This window comes from Nonomuraea sp. NPDC050202, assembly GCF_040656115.1.
GTDB lineage: Bacteria > Actinomycetota > Actinomycetes > Streptosporangiales > Streptosporangiaceae > Nonomuraea.
The window spans coordinates 464,870-487,996 of record NZ_JBFALF010000002.1 but is presented as its reverse complement, the minus strand read 5'-3'; the positions used below and the strand labels follow the sequence as shown (position 1 = coordinate 487,996).

General features: G+C 69.5%; 21 protein-coding genes. 10 read left to right on the top strand and 11 right to left on the bottom strand.

What is annotated here, in order from left to right:
* The first annotated feature begins 2 nt into the window (after positions 1 to 2).
* On the top strand, positions 3 to 1,016 hold the full coding sequence (locus AB0I79_RS07525; protein ID WP_357868338.1) for an NAD-dependent epimerase/dehydratase family protein: 1,014 nt from the start codon (positions 3 to 5) through the stop codon (positions 1,014 to 1,016).
* 392 nt (positions 1,017 to 1,408) lie between these two features.
* Here AB0I79_RS07525 and AB0I79_RS07520 read toward each other — a convergent pair whose 3' ends face one another.
* Positions 1,409 to 1,843 (bottom strand): hypothetical protein, encoded by a 435-nt coding sequence (locus AB0I79_RS07520; RefSeq protein WP_357868335.1) that lies wholly within the window; start codon positions 1,841 to 1,843, stop codon positions 1,409 to 1,411.
* 455 nt (positions 1,844 to 2,298) lie between these two features.
* Between AB0I79_RS07520 and AB0I79_RS07515 the strand changes: the two genes are divergently transcribed.
* The 6 genes from AB0I79_RS07515 (at position 2,299) to AB0I79_RS07490 (ending at position 8,242) form a co-directional block, all read left to right on the top strand.
* Positions 2,299 to 3,210, top strand: a complete 912-nt coding sequence (locus AB0I79_RS07515; RefSeq protein WP_357868332.1) for a serine hydrolase — start codon at positions 2,299 to 2,301, stop codon at positions 3,208 to 3,210.
* A 45-nt stretch (positions 3,211 to 3,255) separates the two neighbouring features.
* A complete protein-coding gene (locus tag AB0I79_RS07510) occupies positions 3,256 to 3,891 on the top strand; it encodes a methyltransferase domain-containing protein (protein ID WP_357868329.1) in 636 nt (211 codons plus the stop codon).
* Positions 3,892 to 4,219: 328 nt separating this feature from the next.
* Positions 4,220 to 4,408, top strand: a complete 189-nt coding sequence (locus AB0I79_RS07505) for a hypothetical protein (RefSeq protein ID WP_225267930.1) — start codon at positions 4,220 to 4,222, stop codon at positions 4,406 to 4,408.
* A 620-nt stretch (positions 4,409 to 5,028) separates the two neighbouring features.
* Positions 5,029 to 5,775, top strand: coding sequence for a DUF2637 domain-containing protein (locus AB0I79_RS07500; RefSeq protein WP_357868327.1), 747 nt, complete (start codon positions 5,029 to 5,031; stop codon positions 5,773 to 5,775).
* Positions 5,775 to 6,074: a hypothetical protein gene (locus AB0I79_RS07495; RefSeq protein WP_357868326.1), complete on the top strand. Its 300-nt coding sequence runs from the start codon at positions 5,775 to 5,777 to the stop codon at positions 6,072 to 6,074. Before AB0I79_RS07500 ends, AB0I79_RS07495 begins: the two co-directional genes overlap by 1 nt.
* Complete coding sequence (locus tag AB0I79_RS07490) at positions 6,071 to 8,242, top strand: DUF3631 domain-containing protein (protein ID WP_357868324.1); 2,172 nt, start codon at positions 6,071 to 6,073, stop codon at positions 8,240 to 8,242. The genes AB0I79_RS07495 and AB0I79_RS07490 overlap by 4 nt, the downstream gene beginning before the upstream one ends.
* A 1,364-nt stretch (positions 8,243 to 9,606) precedes the next feature.
* Here the strand turns inward: AB0I79_RS07490 and AB0I79_RS07485 are convergent.
* The 9 genes from AB0I79_RS07485 to AB0I79_RS07445 all read right to left on the bottom strand — a co-directional run bounded on the left by AB0I79_RS07485 (position 9,607) and on the right by AB0I79_RS07445 (position 19,140).
* Positions 9,607 to 10,482 (bottom strand): hypothetical protein, encoded by an 876-nt coding sequence (locus tag AB0I79_RS07485; RefSeq protein ID WP_357868322.1) that lies wholly within the window; start codon positions 10,480 to 10,482, stop codon positions 9,607 to 9,609.
* A 256-nt stretch (positions 10,483 to 10,738) separates the two neighbouring features.
* Positions 10,739 to 12,619: an NAD-dependent epimerase/dehydratase family protein gene (locus AB0I79_RS07480; RefSeq protein WP_357868319.1), complete on the bottom strand. Its 1,881-nt coding sequence runs from the start codon at positions 12,617 to 12,619 to the stop codon at positions 10,739 to 10,741.
* Positions 12,616 to 13,263, bottom strand: coding sequence for a histidine phosphatase family protein (locus AB0I79_RS07475; RefSeq protein ID WP_357868316.1), 648 nt, complete (start codon positions 13,261 to 13,263; stop codon positions 12,616 to 12,618). The genes AB0I79_RS07480 and AB0I79_RS07475 overlap by 4 nt, the downstream gene beginning before the upstream one ends.
* Positions 13,260 to 14,003, bottom strand: a complete 744-nt coding sequence (locus AB0I79_RS07470) for a phosphotransferase (RefSeq protein WP_357868314.1) — start codon at positions 14,001 to 14,003, stop codon at positions 13,260 to 13,262. The genes AB0I79_RS07475 and AB0I79_RS07470 overlap by 4 nt, the downstream gene beginning before the upstream one ends.
* Complete coding sequence (locus AB0I79_RS07465) at positions 14,000 to 14,839, bottom strand: class I SAM-dependent methyltransferase (protein WP_357868311.1); 840 nt, start codon at positions 14,837 to 14,839, stop codon at positions 14,000 to 14,002. Before AB0I79_RS07465 ends, AB0I79_RS07470 begins: the two co-directional genes overlap by 4 nt.
* A gap of 34 nt (positions 14,840 to 14,873) precedes the next feature.
* Entirely contained in the window at positions 14,874 to 15,386 is a 513-nt protein-coding gene (locus AB0I79_RS07460; RefSeq protein ID WP_357868309.1) for a topology modulation protein, read from the bottom strand.
* Between the two features lie 63 nt (positions 15,387 to 15,449).
* Complete coding sequence (locus tag AB0I79_RS07455) at positions 15,450 to 16,505, bottom strand: hypothetical protein (protein ID WP_357868307.1); 1,056 nt, start codon at positions 16,503 to 16,505, stop codon at positions 15,450 to 15,452.
* On the bottom strand, positions 16,502 to 18,208 hold the full coding sequence (locus AB0I79_RS07450; RefSeq protein ID WP_357868304.1) for a carbamoyltransferase C-terminal domain-containing protein: 1,707 nt from the start codon (positions 18,206 to 18,208) through the stop codon (positions 16,502 to 16,504). The genes AB0I79_RS07455 and AB0I79_RS07450 overlap by 4 nt, the downstream gene beginning before the upstream one ends.
* Before the next feature lie 5 nt (positions 18,209 to 18,213).
* Complete coding sequence (locus AB0I79_RS07445) at positions 18,214 to 19,140, bottom strand: thymidylate synthase (RefSeq protein WP_357868301.1); 927 nt, start codon at positions 19,138 to 19,140, stop codon at positions 18,214 to 18,216.
* Between the two features lie 213 nt (positions 19,141 to 19,353).
* Here AB0I79_RS07445 and AB0I79_RS07440 point away from each other — a divergent pair, with 213 nt between their 5' ends.
* The 3 genes from AB0I79_RS07440 to AB0I79_RS07430 all read left to right on the top strand — a co-directional run bounded on the left by AB0I79_RS07440 (position 19,354) and on the right by AB0I79_RS07430 (position 22,162).
* Complete coding sequence (locus AB0I79_RS07440; RefSeq protein ID WP_357868299.1) at positions 19,354 to 20,562, top strand: hypothetical protein; 1,209 nt, start codon at positions 19,354 to 19,356, stop codon at positions 20,560 to 20,562.
* A complete protein-coding gene (locus AB0I79_RS07435; protein ID WP_357868296.1) occupies positions 20,562 to 21,482 on the top strand; it encodes a bifunctional diaminohydroxyphosphoribosylaminopyrimidine deaminase/5-amino-6-(5-phosphoribosylamino)uracil reductase RibD in 921 nt (306 codons plus the stop codon). The genes AB0I79_RS07440 and AB0I79_RS07435 overlap by 1 nt, the downstream gene beginning before the upstream one ends.
* A 107-nt stretch (positions 21,483 to 21,589) precedes the next feature.
* Entirely contained in the window at positions 21,590 to 22,162 is a 573-nt protein-coding gene (locus AB0I79_RS07430) for a DUF4158 domain-containing protein (RefSeq protein ID WP_357868293.1), read from the top strand.
* On the opposite strand, the gene AB0I79_RS07425 is transcribed toward AB0I79_RS07430, so the two are convergent.
* Positions 22,113 to 23,084, bottom strand: a complete 972-nt coding sequence (locus tag AB0I79_RS07425) for an ankyrin repeat domain-containing protein (protein WP_357868291.1) — start codon at positions 23,082 to 23,084, stop codon at positions 22,113 to 22,115. The genes AB0I79_RS07430 and AB0I79_RS07425 overlap by 50 nt on opposite strands.
* Between the last annotated feature and the right edge of the window lie 43 nt (positions 23,085 to 23,127).

Sequence of the window (23,127 nt, the reverse complement as noted above, 5' to 3'; positions counted from 1 at the left end):
CCATGAAGGTTCTGGTCATGGGTGGTTCGGGGTTCCTGGGGCGCGCCGTCGTGGAGGCGGCGCTGGCCCGGGGGCATGAGGTGACGACGTTCAACAGGGGCCGCAGCGGGGCCGACGTGCCCGGCGTGGAAGCGGTGCGCGGCGACCGTGAGGTCCGCGCGGACCTGACGCGGCTGGCCGAGGGCCGCTCGTGGGACTTCGTGGTCGACACCTGCGGTTACGTGCCCCGCGTGGTGGGCGAGTCGGTGCGGGTGCTGTCGGGGCGGGCGGCCACGTACGCGTTCGTGTCCAGCGTCTCGGCGGTCGACGGCTTCCCCGCCAAGCCGGCCGCGGAGGAGGCTCCGGGCTGGGCGTGCGCGCCGGACGCGGGGCCTGACGACGGCGACTACGGCGTGCTCAAGGCGGGCTGCGAGCGGGCGGTCGAGCAGGGGTTCGACGGCAACGCGCTGATCGTGCGGCCCGGCGTCATCCTCGGGCCGCACGAGGACGTGGCCAGGCTGCCGTGGTGGCTGACCAGGATCTCCCGGGGCGGCAAGGTGCTGGCGCCCGGCGACCCGTCCGCTCCCCTGCAGCTCGTCGACGCGCGCGACGTGGCGGCCTTCACCCTCGACCAGGCCGCGCTCGGCACGTCCGGCGGCTTCCTGGTGACGGGCCCGGCGGGCGAGACGACGTACGGCTCCTGGCTGGCCGCCTGCGCGTCGGCCACGGGGTCCGGCGCGCGGTTCGTGTGGGTGGACGACGCGTTCCTGGTGGAGCGGGAGGCGGGGGCGTTCGTGGAGCTGCCGCTGTGGAGCCCGCCGTCGGAGGTCAGGGACAACTTCTGGAGTGTCCCGACGGCCAAGGCCGAGGCGGCCGGGCTGCGTACCCGGCCGGTGGCGGAGACGGTGCGCGACACGTGGGCGTGGCTGCGCGAGATCCCGGAGGACAAGCGCAGCTACGGCAAGACCAGCCGGCACGGCATGGACGCGGAGAAGGAGGCGGCCATCCTGGCGGCGTGGGAGTCGCGTTCTGCGTAATCCTCCGCAGAACGGGCGGCGTGGGCGGGGTTAGGGTCGCTTTGCCAGCGAGGTTCTCCACCTGCCCATGGCGCTCCTCGCGACGCCGGTCCTCACTCCCAGGGGCCGGAGGGGCGGAGGTGCCCGCCGGCGAGCCATGGCCCTCTGGACGGGGCCGCCGATGATGGCTCGCCGGCGGGACGCATCACCTCCGCCCCTCACCATGAGTACGGCGGCCCGGTCCGGGCCGCCTCGCCGTCGCCGGTCCTGCCTCAGGTCATCGAGGACGCCGCGCGCCCAGCACGGCTACCTCGGCCGGGCTCTCGACGCCCTCCGCGCCGCCCACCGCACCGTTCACCGCACCGCCCACCGCACCGCCCACCGCGCCGCACTCCGCGCCGTTCACCGTACGGTCAGCGGTTGAAGCCGGTCGAGTGATCGCCCGTGATGATCACGCCACTGTTGTCGCGCCCGATCGCCACCGACCGCTCGCCTGACGCGGTCACGGTGCCCGTGCCGGCCGTCTCGGCCCGCGCCTCGGCGAGCATGGCACGCAGCCGCGCCGCCAGTTCCTCGTCCGCTGCCAGCATCCTGCGGATCTGCACCCGCAACGCCGCCTGAAGATCGGGATCGTCCGGAGCCTGCGCCAGCTCGACGACCGTCTCCGGAACCTCGTCCTCGTCCGGCCGCACGCCGAAGATCTGCTGGAGCATGCGCCGTCCCCACCCCACCGTGACGTCGGCCACCTCCTCATGCGCCCGTGCCAGCACGGCGGCCCCGTACGCACCCACGGCGGCCGTCACGTACGGTGACAGCTCACCGACCAACGTGGCCAGCTCAGCGGCCATCGCTCCACCCCCACATGGCACCCGGCCGCGATCGATGTGACCGCCGCATCCAGCCTCGCGAAAAACCTAGCGTCCCCCTCCGCTTCGGGCTCCGGCTCTCACGAACCCGTCACCCCACGGCTACGCCCTTCCTGCCCTCCAGCCCCGGCTAACACCGTGGAAACACCGGGACAGGAATGCTGCCTGCCATGCATTTCATGGCATGGCGCGACATATCACCTTTCCTGCCTGCTTTCCGCTCTGCGCGCGGGTAGGGCGGCGTGCTACCCACGAAGCTCGGTGCGCGGCTGCCGAGGAGGCTCGGGACGTGGTTGCCCGCGAAGCCCGGGACGTGGCTGCCCGGGAGGCTCAGAGCGCGGTCACCCGCGAAGCCCGGGGCACGGTCACCCGCGAAGCCCTGGGCACGGTCACCCGCGAAGTCCGGGGCGCGATCGCCTGCGAAGCCGGGAGCGTGGATGCGCCGGCGGGTCGCTCTGGCGGGTGCGCTCGCGGCGCTGGCTCTCCTCGCGTCGAGCGGCGTTCCTCAGTCCGCGCCCGTGCCCGTGCCCCCGTCCGTGCCCCTCCCCCTCGCCCCTGCTCCCGCCCCCGTCGCCGTCGCGTCCGCCCCGGAGCCGGCGAAGCAGCCCGCGCCCAAGCGGCCCTCGTACAGGAAGGGGCTGACCCGTTCGCTCGACCGCTACCTCGGCGACCTGCCGGGTGATCTCTCCGTGTCGGTGCGGGAGCTGTCGTCCGGGCTGTCCTACTCCTACAACCGCGGCCTCAGGACGGCCACGGCCAGCATCGTCAAGGTGAACATCGTGGTGGCGCTGCTGCTCCGGGCCCAGCGGGAGCGCCGCAGACCGGCGAGGTGGGAGAAGCGGGCGGCAGCGCAAGCGATCAAGGTCAGCGACAACGACGCCGCGTCCCGGTTGTGGGCGGCGATCGGGGGCGCCTCGGGGCTGGCCGCGGCCAACAAGAAGCTCGGGCTGCGCGACACGCGTCCGGGGCCCGGCGGCTCGTGGGGGTCGACCACGACGAGCGCCGCCGATCAGGTACGGCTGCTGGACGCGCTGGTGTCGGCCGACAGCCCGCTGTCGCCCCGGCACCGTCGCTACGTGCTGGGGCTGATGGGCGACGTGGCGCCGGAGCAGGCATGGGGCGTGAGCGCGGCCGGCAGGGGCGCGGAGGTCAAGAACGGGTGGCTGCCGCGGGAGCGCGACGGGGGGCGGTGGACGGTCAACAGCATCGGACGGGTACGGGAGCGGGGGCGTACGTACCTGATCGCCGTCATCTCGCGCCGGCATCACTCGCTGGGGGCGGGGATCAAGGCGGTCGAGCACGCGAGCAAGCTGGTCGCCAAGGTCATCGGCAAGGCCGCGAAGAAGTGATCGCGTGGTGAGGCATGCTGGAAAGAGCCGTTCTGAGGGGATTCGATGACGCGACAGGCCGATTTCCAGCATCCGCGCTTCGCCCAGGCGTACGCCCGGGTGGCCGAGCTCGTGGACCGGCGGGGCGCCTACGAGCACCGGCGGCGGCTGCTGGCCGGGGCCGAGGGGCGGGTGATCGAGGTCGGGGCCGGCAACGGCCGCAACTTCGCCCACTACCCGCCGGCGGTCACGCAGGTCGTGGCCGTGGAGCCGGAGGACACGCTGCGCGAGCTGGCCGGGGCGCAGGCCGCGTCGGCGCCGGTGCCGGTGTCGGTGGTGTCCGGGCACGCCGAGGAGCTGCCCGCCGACGACGGTGCCTTCGATGTCGTGGTGGTGTCGCTGGTGCTGTGCTCGGTGCCGTCGCAGGCGCGGGCCCTGGCGGAGGCCGCCCGGGTGCTCAGGCCCGGGGGGCAGTTGCGGTTCTACGAGCACGTACGGCCGGCCAACCCGGCGTTCGGCCTGCTGGCGGACGTCGTGACGCCGGTGTGGCGGCGGGTCGCGGGCGGCTGCCGCCCGAACCGGGACACGCTCCGGGCGATCCGGCGGGCCGGGTTCGAGGTCGTCGAGGCCGACACGTTCGGATTCGCGCCCCAGCCGGGGGTGCCGCGATTGAGGCACGTCCTGGGGTATGCCCGGAAATAGCGCACCGCTCCGGCAACACGTCGTGGTGAACGATCTCTCCGTCCGTTGCGCGTCACGCGCCCGGCGCTCGTCCTCGACCTGGCGGAACCGTTCCCGAGCCCAGCTTGACGGCGTGTCCGCCACCGGCAAGGCCGCTTTTATCAAGACACGCTGGCACCAACGTCAATAACCACGATCACCCTGGTCAGGGGCCGTAAACTGACAACGTACCGGTCAGTAGCAGCGCACGCTATTCACACCCGCTCGCCCTCACACCCGTTGCGCGGGCCGAGCATGCTTCGCAGACACGCCACTAGAAACGGCGTGCTCCCCAACGGAGGTAGGCGGGATGGACAGTCGCTGGCATGTGACGCTCGCCCTCGGCGTAGCGGCCATCGTGGCCTTGTTCGTGGCGATCCTGGTTCTCGTGGACACCAAGGCCGAGTTGATGGCCGCGGGAACAGCGGCCGGAGCCTCCTTCGTGGGGGTGGCCGGGCTGGCGCTCACGATCGTCGGCCTCAGCCACAGGAAGCCTTAGCCCGCGCGAGCCGGATGCGGCCGGCCGGCAGCGGGAGAGATCGGCTGCGGTCCGCCTGATCATCCGGCGGCTGTTTCCCCAGGTAGGCACCAGGGATGGGTGACGAGTCGGCCTGTAGGCCGGGCTCAGACGCCGCCCCTCTGTGACCTTGAACTTCTCCCCCACATCCCGTTTACGCTGGCTTTTTGCCTTTCGTCGTTTCGCGTCGTTCTGCCGCCTTTCTGGTGCTCCGGCGGAACAGAGACGGAACAGGAAGGCGGAGAGCCGGCAACCCTTCCTGGAGGCCGCTCCGCCATCCAGCCGGTCGCCGTGCTGGAGGCAGTGCCATGCCCAGATAGTTCGATAACACTCAACCGCGCGCCTCAACCGAGTTTCCGCGGTCCCTGCCGCAAGTAAGTAGCAAGCGGCCGGGGCCCGGGGACTCCAACACCGAACCCCGGCCTGTGACCCAGCAACCTGACTACACCAGGAGCCAGGCCATGAGCCCCCACCCTTCCACACTCACTATCACCGAGAGCGCGAATCCCACCGACGAAGTCCTGCCGAAGCGCATCGGACGCTTCTTCCCCAACCCCTTCCGTCGCCGCCGCCGGCGTGCTGTGCCGGTCACTGAACGCCCCGTGGGGACTGGCGCGGGCCGACTCGGGGATCGGGTCATCCTCGGCTTCGCGGTGGCCGTCCTGCTGGCCGTTGCCGCCGCTGCGGCCTATGTCTCGTACCACCACTTCTACGGCCTGGCCATCGCCCTCGGGGAGCGGCATGACATGGCCATCCTGTACCCGGCGATGTCGGACGGCGTGATCGTCATGGCGTCGCTAGTGATGGTCTACTGCTCGCGCCGCCGGATCGGTGTGCCAGTCCTGGCGTGGGTCGCGCTCGCCCTGGGCGGGGCGGTCACTCTGGCGGCGAACGTGGCTCACGGCTGGTCCGGCGGGCTCGGGTCGCGCCTGGTCAGCGCCCTGGCGCCGCTGGCGTTCGCGGGTGCGTACGAACTGCTGATGTGGATCGTCCGCAACACCCGCCGGCCGTCAGTCGAAAACCCGGCCAAGGAGCACGTGTGCCAGCCGATCGAGACCGTCGTCGAGGTGGAGCGCGAGGTGCAGGTCCTGCCCACCGACCGGTACGAGGCGGCGCGGCTGGCCTACCTCGACAGCCTCAGCGAAGGCAAGCAGCGCATCGGCCGCCGCCCTCTCATGAACCGGTGGGGGCTGGAGCAGCGCGAGGCCGAGGACATCATCGCCGAGGTGGACAAGGAGCGGGCGCAGGCTGCCGAAGCCAAGGCAGCCGAGGTACCCGGCTCCGAGGCTGCTCCGCCATCGCTGAGCGGCGTGCAGCCGACCGGCACGAGCCAGGCGGAGGCGGCGTGATGACGAGCTTCCTGATTCCCGCCATGGGCGTGTTCGTGTTCCTGCTGTGCGCCACCCGGGAGGCGGACGCGGACGCCCGGACCGCCGGGCAGATGTGGGCGGCCATGCGGCGCGCCGGATGGGCCCGTACGTCCTTCACAGTGGCGCGCGTCGCGGTGGTGGTCGTGCTCCTCGTTCTGGCCGAGGTCTGCCGTCTGGTCGGGCACGCGGTCGCTGGGACGCGGCTCGTCGTCGAGGCGCTCGCCGTGCACGCCGAGATCCTCGGCTCGCTGGTCACCCGGACGGAGGTGCGGGCATGACTGCCACGGAGGAGATGCGCGAGGGCATGGTGATCGCTCTCCAGGCCGAGGACGTGCGCGTCGCCGTCGAGTCCACGACGGAGCAGGCTGGCCAGGAGGCCGGAGAGGAGGGCGACGGCGTCCTTGAGGGGACCGTGGTTCTCGTCGATCAGGCGCACCGGCCGGAACCGACGGACCTGCTCGCCGAGCTGGCCGCGCGCCGCCGGGAGCGGCAGCCGCTGGTGCCGCTGTGGCTGAGGTCGCGGGCGGATGCCTTGCAGGTGCTCAAGTGGCAGGCCGAACACACCGGCTACGTGCTGGCCTACCACGCGCTGCGCACCCCGAAGTACGCCGCCAAGCTCACGGGCCGCTCCCCGGCCGGCGCCTGGCGGCTGCTGGTGGCGCTGGTGCGGTGGCTGTTCGACCTGGAAGGCCGCCCGGTGCGGCGTGCGGCGGCCACCAAGGAGGAAGCGGCGGAGTACCTGGCCCTGTCGCGGCAGCGTGACGACCGGGTCAAGGCGCGCTTTTGGACGCTCCTTGTCGGCGCGATCACGGCGGTCCTGGTCGGTATCTTCGTCGCCGTGGCCGCGCCGACCTGGGTGCAGTGGGCGATCCTCGGCGTGCTCATCGCCGGGGCTGGCATTCTCGGGACACCCGCCGATCAGCCGCTGCTGGACCGGGCGGTCGTTCCCACCCGGGTGCGCAAGCTGACCAGTGACCAGGTGCTGGACGCGCTCGGCTCGCTCGGCATCTCGGCCATCAACCAGGCGCTCGGCAAGAACGGGCGTGGCATAACCTTCCCGGCCCCGATCATGCGGGACGGGCCGGGTTGGCGGGCCGAGGTGGATCTTCCGCTCGGAGTGACGGTGGCGGAGGTGCTGGAGAAGCGCGACAAGCTCGCCTCCGGCCTGCGCCGCGCCCTTGGGTGCGTGTGGCCCGAACCGGTCTCGGAGGAGCACCCTGGCCGGCTGGTGCTGTGGGTGGGTGATCAGGAGATGCGTAAGGCTCGGCAGCCGGCCTGGCCGCTGGCCAAGTCGGGGCAGGTCAGCCTGTTCGACCCGGTCCCGTACGGCAACGACCAGCGCGGCCGGCCGATCTCTATCCTGCTCATGTTCGCCAACGTGCTCATCGGCTCGATGCCGCGCTACGGCAAGACGTTCGCGCTGCGGGTGCTGTTGTTGGCCTGCGCGCTGGACCCGCTGGCTGAGCTGCGGCTGTTCGAGCTGAAGGGCACCGGGGACCTGTCGGCGCTGGAGAAGGTGGCCCATCACTACGCCAAGGGCGCCACCGACTCGGCCAAGGCCGCCTGCGTCGCCTCGCTGGCCGAGGTGTACGCCGAGTTGGACCGGCGCGCTGAGGTGATCGACGGCCTGCCGCGTCACCAGGCGCCCGAGTTCAAGGTGACACCCGAGCTGGCCGCGCGGCGTGACCTCGGCCTGCATCCGATGGTGGTGGCGATCGACGAGTGCCAGGAGTTGTTCGCCGACGATGAGTACGGCGAGGAGGCCGCCAAGTACGCCACCGCCATCATCAAGCGCGGCCCCGCCCTCGGCATCATCCTCATCCTGGCCACTCAGCGGCCGGACAAGGACAGCCTGCCCAAGGCCATCTCGGCGAACGCGGGCATCCGGATCTGCCTGCGGGTGATGGGCTGGCAGGAGAACGACATGATCCTCGGCACCGGCATGCACCAGGCCGGCGTCAAGGCCACCATGTTCACCCTCAACGACAAGGGCATCTCCTGGGCCGTCGGCATCGCCGAAGACCCGCTCATCGTCCGCTCCGCCTACCTCGACGGCCCCACCTCCGAACTGATCGCCGAACGCGCCCACCAGCTCCGCAAGGCGGCCGGAACGCTGTCCGGGCAGGCGATCGGCCAGGAAGGGCCGCAGCGGGTCTCCTATGACCTGCTGGCCGACATCCTGACCGTGACCACGGCCAAGGACGAGAAGGTCTGGAACAGCACGGTGGTGGACCGGCTGGCCGAGTTCCGGCCGGACGCCTACGGCCAGTGGGCGAACCTGGAGGACGACGCCAAGACCGCCACACTGACCGCCCGCTTGAAGGAGTACGGCGTCCGGACGGAGGACACCTGGGGCCGCGACGCCACCGGTAAGGGCCGCAATCGCAAGGGCTTCAACCGGTCCGACATCGCCGACGCGTACGGCAAGCGGAAGGCCCAGCCCTAGCACCCGGGCCACCTCACCGAACGCCCCTGGAGTCGCTTCCAGGGGCGTTCGCGTGGGGCCGCTAGAGCGCTAGGCCGCAGGTCACGACCGGGTTTCTCCGCTAGCTGAGCCGCTAGGCTTCGCGGCTGCATCCGCTAGGACTACGAGATGAGGAACGTCGACAAGCGGCGAGGTGGCGTCGTCGCCGAGTGGCAGGACCGACGTCGAAGCCACCTACGGCGAAGCCGGGCAGGCCAAGACGGCGGACGCCGCTAGGGGGCACCCCATCCGGGAGAAGGCGGCCTGCAATGCCTGGGCCGTCCAGCAGGTATGACCCCCGCCCCGAGCAGAGCGAGACCGACGCCGCCGGGACGCTCGAACGTGCCGAGCAGGTGACCGTACGCGAACGGGAGACTAGTTTGGGTGAGTTTCGAAACTCGGCCAAAACTCGGGCTCGTGACGAGTCGCGGCACACACCATGCAGCGCCATGGGGATGGCTGAAGTGGAGTCCTCAGGGTTCGCGACCAAGCCCTTGACGTGCAGGCATGTGATTCGGAGGCGGCAAGAGCCTCTGTGGGACTTTCTCTCTCAGTATCGGGGTGAGTATTGAAACTTGGCCAAAACTGAGCCCTGACTGGCAGCAGCCGCGGCTACGATGCAGAGAGCATGGTGAGGTCGCTTCCTCACTGTCAAGTAGGCGCCCCCGCCTTGGTTAGCGGCCGTCGACGGGGGTCACCCATTCGCGGGATCAGGTAACCGACTTGGTTACCTGATCCTGTTGACCACCAGGTCTACGATGATGAGCACGGTCCGCACTGCGAGCTGTGCCCACTCCATCCACCTGGATGGGTCTGTTTTTTGCTTCCGTTTGCGCACGGTGTCCCTTCTTTCTGGTTGATGGTGTGCCAGGGTCGGCGCCATCGAGCAGCTGACCCCCCGATGGACTGCTGCTGGGGACCGCGTGCGAAGCGGACAGGCAAGAGCTTAGACGTGCGAGCTTGCGGCTGGGAGACATTGGCGATTTATAGAGATCGCCCCCGGCGTTGGCTGTGTTGGCTGTGTTGGCTGGGTGCGGACGAGCGCGGAACCTCGCGGATCGGATCAGGGGTTTTCCGCAGACCACCCTCGCCCAATGTGATTTGCGACACAGCTCACCATCGGCAGCTCGTACGCGTCACTCTGGCCAAGACACCCCGCCACGCTGCTCGGCCACGGCGCCTCACGCGGGATGGCAACCAGGGGTCAGCTGCCGTGGCCTGCCCCCTGGCCGGACCCGTCAGGTGATCGCCGGTCGCTGCTGGCCAAGAGCACCTTCGTCGAGCTGGTGGCTGCTTCCAAAGGAGCGGCAGCGGGTCCTGGGGGACCTAGCGGGCGGCCGGCTACGTCAGGATGCTTTCCTGATCGCACCGGACGTGAACCACTGCACCAGCGTCACCGCCGCGTGGAGCACGGTCTGCGCAGACTCCAGCGTGACCGGGGCCGTGTTCGGGCCAGCGTGCCGGTCACGCTGCCCATGCCACACGAGCGCCAGCATCGCGATCAGCACGTCTGCTGATGCTGGCGTACGGGACTGGTCGACCGCGACCGTCCACTTCGCCGCGGTCTGCTTGATGTGCGCAAGCGCCTTTCCGAGCGTCCCCTGCCGGTCGTTGGGGATGGCCGCGGGAATCACAACGGCCTCCACCGCCTTGACCGCCTCGCTGTACGCCTTCGACGCGTCCGGGTTCATGCCGTAGGCGGCGTTCCACGCCCGCTTGAGGTGATCAGCTGCATCGGTGGGGGCCGCCTGCATCGTCATCCAGGCAGCCTGGGCGACGGTCTCGTCGACGCGACGAGCCAGCCCGTTCAAGTCGTCATTCAGCTTCCACGCCGACCCGCCTGTGTCCAGAATCAACTGCAGTTTGAGCAGCATGGCACCCCACCACTGGTGCTCGAAGACGTCGTTGCCGTCCACTCCTGCATAGGAGCCACAGACGTTCAGCGTGGCATCAATCGCCTCCAGCAGACTGTCACCGTCGAGCACCACGAACACGCCATCAGTATCACGATGCCGAGGGACGACATCAGTGTCACGCAACCGCAACTGCAAGAGCATCGCCAGATCGTACTGGCCATCGAAATCCGTAACGGCCTCGTTCAACCAGTCCCGAAGCGGCTGGACCAGGTACAGCGGCGTCCCCTCGACCAGGGCACGCTCGCCGGTCTGGCCAGCCAGGCGCTCGCGTAGGGGACGCCAAGAGGGGTCAGCGGCGGTTGACATGAAACAAGCGTAGGGCGGGCGAAGGGCCCGCCGCGCGGGGATTTACCGGCTTTCTGGCCTTCGGCCTGCATCTCCTCGCCCCTCTTCTCCAGCCACGACTCCACGGTCCGCTCTGAAGGCAGGGACACGTTGCGGTTGGGGAACATGGCGCTGTGGTGGGCTCCCCAGGTTGTTACCCATGGGACGAAGCTGGACGGCGCGGGCAGCCTGAGTGTTACCGTGGACCGGTCTGCCCGCGCCGTGGCTTCTGGCGCCGTCAGACGGCCTCCGCCGCGATGGGGGAAGGGCTTCGGCTGGAGGCCATCCAGTCGAGCTGCGCGGCCATGCCAGTGACCAAGTCGGTGGTCGGGGCCCAGCCGAGCAGCCGACGCGCTGAGGTCACGTCGGCGCAGGTGACAGAGACATCCCCGCTCCGTGCGCGGGTGGACCGGACGTTGATGGGCTGGCCGGTGAGCCGGTGGGCTCGTTCTACGACGTCGTTGAGACTGATGGTGCGGCCGGCTCCGACGTTGATCACGCTGTTGGACAGGTAGACGGTGCCTGCCGCGATGGTCGCGTTGATGGCGTCGTCGACGTAGGTGAAGTCGCGGCGCTGCTTGCCGTCCCCGTAGATCTGGAGGGTCAGACCGGTTGAGGCTGCGTCCAGGAGGCGCTGGACGAACATGTCCTCCCTCTGGCGCGGGCCGTAGACGGTGAAGTACCGCAAGGCCACCACGGTGGTGTCGCAGTCAGATCGGGCTGCGTGGGCGAGGCAGAGCTGTTCCTCCGCGAGCTTGGTCACCGCGTACGGGGAGGCGGGGCGCGGGTGATCAGTTTCGGTGCTGGGGCGGTCGCCGTCGGGGGCGCCGTAGATGCTGGAGGAGGAGGCAACGACGAGGCGCGGGATGCGCAGCCTCGTCACCGCGTGCATGAGCCGCTGGGTAGCCGAGATGTTGGAGGCGACGTAGTCGTCGAAGTCGGCTCCCCATGAGGGCTGGACGCCTGGGACGCCGGCCAGGTGGAAAACGACGTCGGCGTCGAGCAGCAGGGGTTCGATGGCACAGGTGCGCAGGTCGCCGGTGGCGAAAACGAAGTTTGGGTGGGTACGGATGTCGGCCAAGTTGTGGGCGGCGCTGAGGTGCTTGCTGGGATCGCGGCGGTCCACACCGATCACGGTCACGCCTCGCGCGAGCAATGCCTGGCACAGGTGGGAGCCGATGAAACCGGCGGCGCCGGTGACGACGGCTCGCCGGGGAAGTGACTCACGGAGTCCATGGGCGGTGGCTGACATGGGCATAGGGGTCCTCTGAGGTGGTTGGTGGATGCTGGCGATGAGTGTCCGGCCGTGGGCCAGGAGTTCCGCGTTGTCCGCTTCGTGGCCTCGTACCAGTGCGGTCACCGCCTCCAGGAGGCGAAAGCGTTCCAGGAGCTGGTGTTCGCTGGAATCGAGTGGGCGGCCGTAGCCGTCGAAGAAGGCCGTGCGGAGGTGCTGCGCCCGACGCCAATAGCGGTGTTCGAGGCGGGCGAAGTCGCGGATGCGGGCGTCGAGGCGGGTGTGCTCGAAATCGACGACGCCGACCTGCCCCGCGTCTCTGACGATCCAGTTGCGTGGTTGGTAGTCCAGGTGGCACACCGTGGTCTCGAGTGTCTCTGCGGCCATCTCGTCCGCCCAGGAGTGCAGGAGGCGAAGGTCGGAGGAGGTGATGAGGGCCGCCAGGTGCGCGCGGGCGGCCCACCAGCGCATGCGCTCAGCGAGGTAGGCAGGTACGTCGGTCGCGGTGTGCGGGCCGGGCGAAGCTTGGTGGAGGAGACGCAGGACGTGGCCCGCGTCGCGGTGTGCCCGACGTTCGGCGAGGGAGTCCTCGGGGAGCTGCGTGGCGCGTTGCCCGGGGATGGCGGTCAGTAGCAGGGAGAGGGTGTCGGGGTCGGCGTGGATGAGGGCTGGAGCGTGTTCCTTCAGGGCTGGGACCCAGGTGGAGTAGGCGCGGAATTCGGCATGGAACCGATCGGGCGCCTGGTGGTGCTTGAGGATGTAGCGCTGCCCGTTCTTCGTGGTGAGGACCTGGAGGTGTGAGGGCAGGTCGAGGCGCGGAAGCGGCGTGACGGGTCCCAGGTGCCAGCGGGCCATGGCCAACAGCTCGGGGTCGGAACCGCTCACGAGATGGCCAGCGTGGTCAGGTGGGCGGTGTCGTTGTGGCGCAGCAGCATCCACCGCTCGTCGCCGAACCGGTTGCGGTGGAGTTGCCAGTGGGTGATCGAGGCGTGGTCGAGGGTGAAACTGGTCATCAGGCCGGGACGGAGGTCGAGCAGGAGGGTGTGTGCGGCGAGCACGGTTTCGCCGTGTGCGACGAACAGGACGCGATCGCCTTCGTGGTGACGGATGAGGTCGGCGATGACCGCGCCGGCGAGCTTGAGGTAGCCGTTCCAGGTGTCGGAGCCCGGTGCCCAGGGTTGATCGGGATGAGCGTGCGGGCCGCCGCGGAAGGCGGTCTTGACCTCGTGCCAAGGCTTGCCGTCGGCCTCGCCGTGGACGGGGCCGTCCAGGGAGTTGCTGATGAGCAGCGGTAGGCCGAGGGCGTCGGCCAGGATACGGCCGCTTTCGCGGAGCCGCAGGCGGGGTCCGGCGTACACGTGGGTGAATGGTTCGGCGTCATGTTGGATGAGGAGGCGGGCAGCGGTCAGGGTCATCTGCCGTCGGCCGAGGTCGGTCAGTCCGGTGCAGGTACGCGGGCCGCCGACGACGCCGTCCACATTGCATTGCGCCTCGCCGTGGCGGGTGAAGATGAGTTCGGTGGAGATCACGTCAGGTCCTCCGGTCGGGGGCGGACGGTCGGCCACGGATGCCGGTAACCGCTCTTGCCGAGATAGGGCAGGGTGAGCAGGTGGTGCAGCTCGGCGTGACCGAGGAACCGGCCGATGGTGACGGGGGGTAGGCCCGCGCCGAGGAGCGGCTGGTTGTAGCAGGCCAGGGACGTCGTGAAGGTCGCGGGTGGAAGAGGCCCGTACGTCATGGCCAAGGTGACCAGCAGCTTGGCGAGGTCGTAGCCGAACGGCGCCAGGGTGAGGTCGCCGAGATCCACCATGACGGGCCCATCAGCGGTGATGAGGACATTGCGCAAGTTGGTGTCCTTATAGAAGGCGACCGGGGTGGCCGGGCTGGCGGCGAGGAGCGATTGGGCGGCGGTCATCTGGTGGGCGTTTACCAATCCGGCGGCGCGGTGCCTGCGCAGAGCTGCGATGCGGGGCGAGACGAAGTCGGGCAACTCATGGCCATGGGCCAGAGGGTGTGCGGTGGTGAGGAGCGCACGGTGCAGATCGCCCTTCCACGCGGCGGCGTGGGCACGGCCGAGGACGGTGGCCACAGCCGGGGCATCAGTGAAGCGGGCGTGGCGGCCTTCGATCGAGGCGAAGTCGATGCCGTCCGCGCGAACGGTCCTGATGGCGGGGAGCCGGAGCGAACCTGCATGTTCGTTGAGCCATGCGTGGTGGGCGATGGTCTGTTCGAGGGCTTCCCGGGTGGCGTACGGCTTGCTGAAGGTCATGGTGCGTCACCCCGCTTGGCGATCAGGTAAGTGACGGTGGAGGCGGCCACGACCCGGGCGTCGATCACGCGGGAGCGCAGTGCCGTGGCGATCGCGTCCGGGTCGGTGGCCATGGCGGACGGCAGTTCGTACTTGGGCGTGGTGGCGAGGTAGGCTGCGACGTGGTCCAGCCCCGTGAAGGCGAATCGGTGTTCCTCGTGTTCCACGTGCACTATCGGGAGGATCGGCGCTGTGAGCGCCTCCAGGTTGCCGCTGTGGGCGGTCCCGTACAGGCTCGGCCGTCGGGTTGCGCCGGCGTCGATGCCTGCGGCGGCGACCAGGTGGTCGAGGGTCCGGTAGCTGTCGGCCGATTTGGTGACCATGATGGCGATGCCGCCCTCGACGAGAACGCGGGCGATCTCGGCGATGACGGGGGTCGGGTCGGGGGCGTGGTAGAGGCAGAACGCGGCCACCACCACCGCGCAGGTGGCGTCCCCGAGGGGTAGGCGGTGAAAGTCAGCGCGGAGGCAGGTGACCCTCGTCGGAGCGCCCTCGACCCGGGAGCGCGCGGCGGTGAGCATCGCCTGCGAGGTGTCGATGGCCAGCAGGTGGCGCGGCCGGAGGCGCTCGGCCAGGATTCGGCTACTGGTACCGCGGCCACAGCCCAGGTCCGCGACGATCGCCTGCCGGGGCTCGGCCAGGTGATCGGTGGCCAGGTCGGCGATGACCTCGGCGACTGCCCTTCCCTGAATCTTCGCCTGGTGCAAGGCCGAGGTACGGGCCGCCAGGCGTGACTCCTCCTGGTACAGGCGCGATGCGGTGGTCGGATGCGTGAAGGCGTTTTCGGGCGACGTCATGGGCGCCACCCGTCTACGCCGCCGCCACGGCGGGTCAGCGGCCGGCGGCCACCTGTTCCAGCCAGCGGCGCGTCTTGGCACGGCTGGTCAGGAACACCACCTGCTTGCCTGCGGCGAGGTGGTGGATCTTCGCCAGCACCTTGGGTCGCATGCGCCGCCGGTAGGTGGCCACGTAGGTGATCACGCCCCAGTGGATGCGGTTGTAGACGCCGGAGGTGTGCTGGCCGGCGCCGTGCCGGAGCTGGCGGGAGACGATCCCCCACAAGGCGGCCCAGGTGGGCACGTCCATCATCACCACGGTGTCGCACGCTTCCAGCCGGACGTGCAGCGAGGAGTTGTAGTTGCCGTCGATCACCCAGCGCGGTGCCGCAACCAGCTCCCGCTGAGCCGCCTCGAACTTCTCCGGCGGCAGCGGGTTCCACTCGTCGTCGTAGTAGACCGCGTCGAGATGCGTGACCGGCGCATCGAGCAGACGGCCGAGTTCGCGCGCCACGTAGGATTTGCCGCTTCCGCCGGACCCGACGATGGCCACCCGGTTCATCTGCATGGTGCTCCACGATAGTAGAAACGGGCCTGGTCAGAGCGGCAATGGCGAGATGGCGGACCGCGCTCATCGACACCTCCAGGCGGTGTGAGGGCGCCGGACGTCGAAGGCGGCCAAGATGTCCTCCACCATCCGGAGTTGGTGGCTGAGCCGGAACGCGTCGAGCTTGGCCAGACACGCTGAGATCAGGTCGGCGTGAGCGGCGGTGCCGGCGATGGACAGCAGCCGATGCACCGCGGCGAGCACCTCATGACCGTCGTTGACGATCAGTTCGTCCGGCATGAATCGGTGGACGCAGGCGATGTTGGACGGTGCCAGGGGCAGGCACCCGGCCAGAACTGCCTCGAAGATCCGCTGCGTCATCTGACCCACGGCCGCGTACCGCTCCGGGAGCAGCAGGACCGTCGCCAGGCTCTCGCCGTACATCCGGCCCACTTCGTTAAAGGGGACCCTCCCGAGGAAGGTCACCTTGGGCCAGCGGCCGATGGTGGGCCACTTCCCGGCCACCTGGTGGGGCAGGCGGGCGGCGGCCGGGGCGAAGTAGTGGTCGAACGCCTGGTCGCGGTCGTACTGGTTGCCGATGTAGGTCAACGGGATGGGGCGCGACTGTGCGGCGAGCACCGGCGGGTCGGCCTCGTCCAGGAGGACGTCGTCCAGAGGGAACAGCAGCGGGCGAGACCCGAGGGAGGGGAGCAGCGCAGCCTCACAGACCACCACGCCGTGGCGGCGGCGCAGGGGGTGGTCCAGCGGGATCTTCCGGTCCTTGTCCCAGACGATCGTGGGGGTGCCGCGAGTGTACGTGTAGTGGTCGAGCAGGTCCGCCTGTCGATGAAGATCGCAGGTGTGCCCAGGAACGTCGCATGCGGTCGTGTTGCGGCCGGGAATGGGCCAGCGCCACTCGGCGAAGAGAACGTCGATCTCAGGAAGACCGGCGTCGAACGCGTACCGATCGGCGATGTGGTCCCCGGCCTCGGCCAGGTCACGGTTCCGTTGGAGGAAGACCACCTCGTGGCCGGCGGCGCGGATGGCGTCGATGAAGGGGCGTCGATGGCTCCGCCCGCCGTCCGGGGTGTCGGTGATGCCGGGCCCCAGGAAACCCCAGAAGCTGTAGCCGATCCTCATCGGGTGATCCACCTGTCTTCCAGGAGCAGGGCGTCCAAGCCGGTGCCCGCCAGGCACTTGAGCGCCATGACCGGTGTGCCGCAGATGGGCTTGCCCTTGACGTTCAGTGAGGTGTTGATCAGGACGGGAATGCCGGTACGGCCGGCGAAGGCGGTCAGTACGGCGTGCATGAAGGGGTTGCCGTCCTCGGTGATGGTTTGGACGCGAGCGGTGCCGTTGACATGCACGACTGCGGGAATACGCTGGCGCGCCAGCTCGGTCACGCCCGAGGCCATCGACATGAACGGCGACTCCTGGCCGAGGGTGAAGTAATCGGCCGCGTGCTCGGCCGCGACCATGGGCGCGAACGGGCGGAAGGGCTCGCGGAACTTCACGGTGTCGTTCAGCCGCGCGACCACGTCCGGGATCAGCGGCGAGGCCAGAATCGACCGGTTCCCGAGCGCGCGAGGCCCCACCTCGACCCGCCCCCGGAACAGGCCAACGATCTGACCGCCGGCCAGCCGCTCCGCCAAGAACGCGGCGACGTCGCCGTCGATCCGGTGCTCCGTGAACCCTGTGACCTCTGGCATCTGGCCGGGAAAGGCGGGGCCGAGGTAGCACGTGCCCGCGACGCCGGCCAGGGGGCTTGTCCCGCTCTCCAGGTGGACTGCGGCGGCTGCGCCGATCGCCGTGCCAGCGTCGCCCGGAGCCGGAGGCACGAACACCTCCGCGAAGAGACCCGACTCCACGATCTTGCCGACGGACACGCAGTTGGTGGCGACACCACCGCCGAGGCACAACCGCTTCATCCCGGTACGTGCCCTGGCCAGGCCGGCTAGATGCAGCATCACCTGCTCGGTCCGCTCCTGGAGCGCGGCGGCCAAGTCCCGATGGACTTGGCCGATCGGGGCGTCCCCGGCGCGGCGTGAACAGGTCTCGGCAGCGAAGCGGGGAGTCAGCCGGGCGAAGGACGACGACAGCACCCGGGGCGCGAAATAGGCCGGGTGCAGGGAGAAACCGGTCGGCGTGATGGGGATGGCGGCGGCGAAGAGGGCGCGGAAGCGGGCCGGATCGCCCAGTGCGGCCAGCGCCATCACGGTCCCCTCCTCGTCGCCCCGGCGCCAGCCCAGGTGCTCGGTGACGGCGCCGTAGGCGTATCCGAGCGAGGCCGGGTCGGTCAGCTCGTAGAGGGATCGCAAGGCCGGTCGGCCGGGCTGGAGCTGACGTCCGAGCGCGATGGTGGTGGTCTCGGCCTCGCCGAGGCTGTCCACGACCAGGACGGCCGCGCTCTCCCAGCCCGAGGCGGCAAAGGCGTACATCTGGTGGGTGCGGTGGTGGAGGAGCGGGTGGATGCGAGCGTGGGGGAAGCGGCGCCTCAACCCGTGGACGCGGCGGACAGTGCGGAATCCCACCTTGGTGAAGCTGGCCGCGCGCCTTCCCGCGAATTTACGAGTGGCAGGGTTCAGAGCCAGGCCAAGGGTAGTGGGAACCACTTTCAAGTAGTGGAGGCCGTGGAAGTTGTACGCGACGGCGTTCACCTCCTCGGGGCTGATGCCCGCCTTGGACAACAGCCAGGCGACCGCCCGCTCGGGGTAGGCGCGGGTGTGCTTGGCCCCGGACAGGCGTTCCTCCTCGACGAATCCGATCAGCTCACCATCGACGAGCAGGGCTGCGGCCGAGTCGTGCGTGAAGGAGCACAAGCCGAGGACGACATGGGGAGGCATCGAGATCACCGACTCTTCAGAACGGCGTACCAGGCGCACAGGCCCTCTCCGAGGAGGCCGCCGACGTCCTCCGCGCTGCGTACGGCGGCGTCGCGGTCGCCGCGTTTCCACTGCTGGTAACTGGCCAGCACGGCGGCCATGATGTCCCAGCCGGGATGATCGACCATCCGGCCGGACCGGACATCGGCTAGTAGGGCGTCGAACCCCTCCCACGACGTCTCCAGGGAGGGCAGCTTGCCGGGCGTGGAGACCGCCGTATCGAGGACGGCGACCGCCTTGTCCAGGTCGCGTTCGTACACGTGAAGCGAGTCCACGTGGTGGTGGTACTCGCCCAGCTCGGCACCCAGCCAGCCGGCCATCAGCTCGTGCAAGGTGGTGGCCGCGAAGATGTCGTAGGGCAGGCCGGTCCACAGGTCCTGGCTGCGCATGGTGGTCGCCATGTGCAGGCGACCACGACGGAGGTGGAAACGGTAGCCCAGGGTGCAGGGCACGTCCCGATGCCCGCCGGCGTCACGGGCCGGGTCGTAGAGCTGGATGACGGCCCGTCTCGAATCCGGGTCGCCCTGGAGGGTGGACAGCGCCAGGGCGAGCTGATCGACCGAGCCGTCCCAGCAGCGCATGCGCGGCCCGTAGGCGCCGCGCAGGATGCCGTCGTCCTCGGCGTACCGCCGGAGCTGGCCGTTGAACTCATAGATCCACGGCGCATCGGACCCCGACAGGATCCAGACGGCCTCGGCGACGGCGAACGCGGTGTTCAGCACGCGACCAGGCGGAGCGTGCAGCAGCCGCGCGCGAGGCTCTTCGAGCAGCAGGCGCACGTCCAGCAGCTCGCGGGTGTCCATGCCCCGGGGGCTGACCTTGTCACCGTCGATGGTCAGCCGCACCGCGCTGGCGAACAGCTCGTTGAGCGTGCCGCCGGTAATGGTCGTCACTGGTGTCACCTTCCTGGCCTGCCTCGGCGGGCAGGCGTCGGGCGATCGTTCTGTCCTCGGATGGCGCGGTCTGCCCGGAACCGGACTCCGGTGCCGGACAGGCACAGAACCATCACAGCCTGGTGGGACACCCGGGCGGCAGGGGAGACTAGGGGAAGCATGAGGAAGGCTTTCCGCCCCCTTCCCTCCCTCTCTGCGGCGAGGTGCATACGGATGGACGATCAAGCGCTGCCCGAGTGGGCGATGAGGCTCCGCCAGGCCAGGCTGGAGCGGTTGCTCAGCCTCAAGGGCCTTGCCCGGCTGATGCGCCAGGCCGCCGGGGATGACTTGCCGCTGCCCAAGACCGCGAGCTTGTGCCGGAACATCCGCTTCTGGGAAAAGGGTGCCTACCAGCCCAACGCCCTCTACAGGGTGCTGCTCTGCAAGGCCCTCGACCTGACTGAGGCCGAGCTGTTCGGAGGCGAAGCCCCGAAGCCGGCCACGTCGCTCCGGCGCCGTGCACTGGTCTCGACACCTGGCAGAGAGCAGTACGGCGACGTACTCGACCACCTGCGCGAGCAGTGGCATCTACTCGTCCAACGCGACAACCTGCTCGGCCCTCGCCATACCGTTCCGGCCGTCTGCGAGCAGATCACCGTCCTGGAGGATCTGCTGGTGCCTGCTCGTGGACACGATCGCGTCCAGGTCCTCAACCTCGCGGCCCGCTACGCCGAGTCGGCGGCGTGGCTGTACGAGGACGCCGGAGACGTCGAGCAGGCCGAGCGCTGGACCGACCGCGCGTCCATGTGGGCCTATGAGATCGGCGACGGCGAGATGATCGCGTGGACCATGTTCCGCGGCAGTCAGCAGGCCATGAGTAGACGCCGGGCCGGTGACGTGCTCGGCCTGGCCGCCTCCGCGCTTCGGCAGTCCGGCCACCTGCCGGCACCGATGCGCGCGGCGATCGTGCAGCAGCAGGCCCAAGGCCACGCCCTCGACAGCGAGGAACGGGCCTGCCACCGGCTACTGGACCAGGCCCGCGAACTTGCGTCGCCGGTCAACGACGATGGAGACGCCCGAAGCGGACACGGGTCGTTCTGCACGCCCGCCTACGTCGAGATGCAGCGCGCCCGCTGCTGGCTGGAGCTCAAGAAGCCGCAGCGCGCGGTCGCCACCTTCGAGCACGCGCTGCCCGCCCTCCCGTCGGTCTACCGCCGGGACCGTGGCATGGCCCTGGCGGGATTGGCCTCTGCCTACGTCGGGCAAGGAGACCCCGAACGGGCGGCCATGACGGCCGCCGAGGCGCTTGGCATCGCCCGCGCCGCCGGCTCGGTGCGCATCATCAACGTACTGACCTCCGTCGAGCGCTCGCTGACCGTCCATCGACGCCTCCCCGCTGTGGCCGCCTTCCGGCTGGCCCTGGCCGAGGCGGTGGCCAACTGATGGCCTCCAACCTCGAACTTCAGGCCATGCGGCGCGCCATCGCGCTGTCAGCCCACGGACTCGCTTCCACCAGCCCCAACCCGCCAGTCGGCTGCGTGATTCTGGACGCCGCCGGCCAACCTGTCGGCCAGGGCTATCACGCCCGCAAGGGTGAAGCGCACGCCGAGGGGAACGCTCTGCTGGCCGCCGGGGCGGCGGCGAAGGGCGGAACAGCCGTGGTCACCCTGGAGCCCTGCAACCACGTGGGTCACGCGCCGGCCTGCCGCCAACTCCTCATCGACGCCGGGATCGCCCGCGTGGTCATCGCCGTCATCGACCCCACCTCCCGCGGCGAAGGCGGGGTGGCCGAGCTGTGCAAGGCGGGCGTGAGCGTGGAGACCGGCGTGCTCGCCGAGGAGGCGCTGCTCGTTCTCGGCGGATGGCGCACCGCCCTCACACTCAACCGCCCCATCGTCACTTGGGTCTATGCCGAGACCGACGAAGGGAGGACGAGCGCCTTCAACCGCATCCCGTCTTCTCGCGATCTGCTACTTTCCGCCGATGCCGTCCTGTACGCCGATGGACACCTTGAAGAAGCGATGCCCCGCAGCCACGGTCCCGGCATGATCCACCTGCCGGAAGGTCCCATACGACCCGACCACCGCGACCTGCTGAAGGCGCTCCACACGGGGGGAGTCCGCCGCCTCCTCCTCGACGGCGGCCCCGATTTGGCCGCGCCCTTCCTGGCCGCTGCACTCGTGGACCACGTCGTCGCCTACCTCCCCGACCGCGGCCCATCGGCTCCCCCTGGGATCAACGAGCAAGGACTGATACCAGACGGCTTCTACCTCACGGGCATCGACCGCGTTCCCCGCTACGTCAAGGTGAGCGCGGCCAGGAACGACGGAGAGCGACAAGATCACCTCTCCCCATCCTCGTAGCCTGGTCGATCACGGGGTGCCGGTAAGAAGCGTGTCATGAGCCCCAAACAGCGTTGATCTTGCTGTAACTTGTCTGCTCAATGCTGGGCGGTCATGAAACACCCCCGATGCACATCAACGAGCTGGTCGAGCACTGGACGATCCCGGACGAAGAGCGTGACCTCATCGCCGGGAAGCGGGACGCCACGCGACTCGGGTTCGCGATCTTGCTGAAGTTTTATACGCAGCATGGCCGATTCCCGCGCGGCCGCTCGGAGCTGCCGGACGACGTGGTTGAACACGTGGCCAAGCAAGTCCGGGTTCCTGTTTCGGAGCTGGGCTTCTATGAGTGGTCTGGCTCCACAATCGAGTACCATCGCCATCAGATCCGCACGCACCTGGGCTTTCGCACGTGCACGACGGCGGACGCGACGAAGCTGGCGGTGTGGCTGGCTGAGAAGGGCGCGCACGCCGAGCGGCGCCCTGACCGGGTACGGGAGGAACTGCTCAAGCATCTGCGCGAGGAGCGGATCGAGCCGCCGACGCCTGGGCGGATCTCCCGGATCGTGGCCTCGGCTCTGCACAACGCGGAGGTCGCCTGGTCGGTGCGGATCGCCTCCCGGCTCAGTCCCGGTGATCGCCAGGCCGGCTTCAGCGGTCTCGCTCAGGCAGACACACCCACAGATCCGGCGGCCCGATGATGGCCCGGGCGTCGGGCAGTCGCAGCCCTGCCTTGGCGCACACATATGCCACGGCCTCGCCCTGGTAGAGGTATTCGGCCAGAATCTCGTCGGCCGTCAGGTGTCCGCCCGCGTCGCCGCCGCCGGGAAGTGTGTCGGAGTCCTCGATCACTCCATCGCGGCTGACAAGTCCTTGGTCGCCGCTCTTGGGGTTGGCGAACAGGCTGTAGCAGACCGTTCCCTCGGACAACGGCAAGGTCACTTCGGGAGTGGAGGGGATGTACCCCCAGGGTTGGGTGACGACGCATCCACCGGGGACGTCGGTGATTCCGACGATTCCCAGATGGGCGTCGGGATCGGCCCAAGGATCTTCCAGGACCGGCTCCATAGTGGTGTCGTCCACCGGCCGGGCTTCCAGACGCCGCGCAGCCTCAGTCGTGGTGAGATCCGCCACGCAGGCCACACCCATGTAGTCGTCGATGTCGGCCAGCGTGGCGATCAGCCGGTGCGCCTCCGCGGCCGTCGCGGCCTCGTCGGGGGTCAGGCCGGGATGCCCGGCGGGGACCAGGAACAGGTCCGGGGTCGGACCGGCGAGGGCGAGCCGTCCAGGAGACCATCCGGCCATCATGGGCCGCCAGGGGTCCGCACCGGCGGCGACCAGGGTGCGGACGTTGTCGAGTCGATGGGCGAACACCGCCGTCCACAGGGCGGTCCGGTCGTCGAACTCGGCATCGACGTCGTCGACGCGACGGGCCAGCTCGGCCACCGTCTCAGGAGTCCCCCATTCGGCCGCTAAGTGCAGGGGCCTTCCCTCGTAACCGCCGAAGGCGTAGACGCCCGAGTTGGGGTCGGCGCCCGCTTCCAGCCTGGCGCGGATCGCTGCGAGGTCAGCCCATCCATGCCCATCGATTCCGGACCATCCCGCCGGTAGAGGCTCGGTCATGACGCTCCCTCGGATTGGCATGTCATGGACGGGGACGATTATT

Excerpts from the sequence above, each read along its gene's own strand:
- AB0I79_RS07515 (WP_357868332.1), top strand. The coding sequence starts at position 2,299 with ATGCGCCGGCGGGTCGCTCTGGCGGGTGCGCTCGCGGCGCTGGCTCTC.
- AB0I79_RS07430 (WP_357868293.1), top strand. The coding sequence starts at position 21,590 with ATGCACATCAACGAGCTGGTCGAGCACTGGACGATCCCGGACGAAGAG.
- AB0I79_RS07505 (WP_225267930.1), top strand. The coding sequence starts at position 4,220 with ATGGACAGTCGCTGGCATGTGACGCTCGCCCTCGGCGTAGCGGCCATC.
- AB0I79_RS07490 (WP_357868324.1), top strand. The coding sequence starts at position 6,071 with ATGACTGCCACGGAGGAGATGCGCGAGGGCATGGTGATCGCTCTCCAG.
- AB0I79_RS07485 (WP_357868322.1), bottom strand. The coding sequence starts at position 10,482 with ATGTCAACCGCCGCTGACCCCTCTTGGCGTCCCCTACGCGAGCGCCTG.
- AB0I79_RS07510 (WP_357868329.1), top strand. The coding sequence starts at position 3,256 with ATGACGCGACAGGCCGATTTCCAGCATCCGCGCTTCGCCCAGGCGTAC.
- AB0I79_RS07465 (WP_357868311.1), bottom strand. The coding sequence starts at position 14,839 with ATGACGTCGCCCGAAAACGCCTTCACGCATCCGACCACCGCATCGCGC.
- AB0I79_RS07455 (WP_357868307.1), bottom strand. The coding sequence starts at position 16,505 with ATGAGGATCGGCTACAGCTTCTGGGGTTTCCTGGGGCCCGGCATCACC.
- AB0I79_RS07460 (WP_357868309.1), bottom strand. The coding sequence starts at position 15,386 with ATGCAGATGAACCGGGTGGCCATCGTCGGGTCCGGCGGAAGCGGCAAA.
- AB0I79_RS07435 (WP_357868296.1), top strand. The coding sequence starts at position 20,562 with ATGGCCTCCAACCTCGAACTTCAGGCCATGCGGCGCGCCATCGCGCTG.
- AB0I79_RS07450 (WP_357868304.1), bottom strand. The coding sequence starts at position 18,208 with ATGCCTCCCCATGTCGTCCTCGGCTTGTGCTCCTTCACGCACGACTCG.
- AB0I79_RS07425 (WP_357868291.1), bottom strand. The coding sequence starts at position 23,084 with ATGACCGAGCCTCTACCGGCGGGATGGTCCGGAATCGATGGGCATGGA.
- AB0I79_RS07495 (WP_357868326.1), top strand. The coding sequence starts at position 5,775 with ATGACGAGCTTCCTGATTCCCGCCATGGGCGTGTTCGTGTTCCTGCTG.
- AB0I79_RS07525 (WP_357868338.1), top strand. The coding sequence starts at position 3 with ATGAAGGTTCTGGTCATGGGTGGTTCGGGGTTCCTGGGGCGCGCCGTC.
- AB0I79_RS07470 (WP_357868314.1), bottom strand. The coding sequence starts at position 14,003 with ATGACCTTCAGCAAGCCGTACGCCACCCGGGAAGCCCTCGAACAGACC.
- AB0I79_RS07520 (WP_357868335.1), bottom strand. The coding sequence starts at position 1,843 with ATGGCCGCTGAGCTGGCCACGTTGGTCGGTGAGCTGTCACCGTACGTG.
- AB0I79_RS07440 (WP_357868299.1), top strand. The coding sequence starts at position 19,354 with ATGGACGATCAAGCGCTGCCCGAGTGGGCGATGAGGCTCCGCCAGGCC.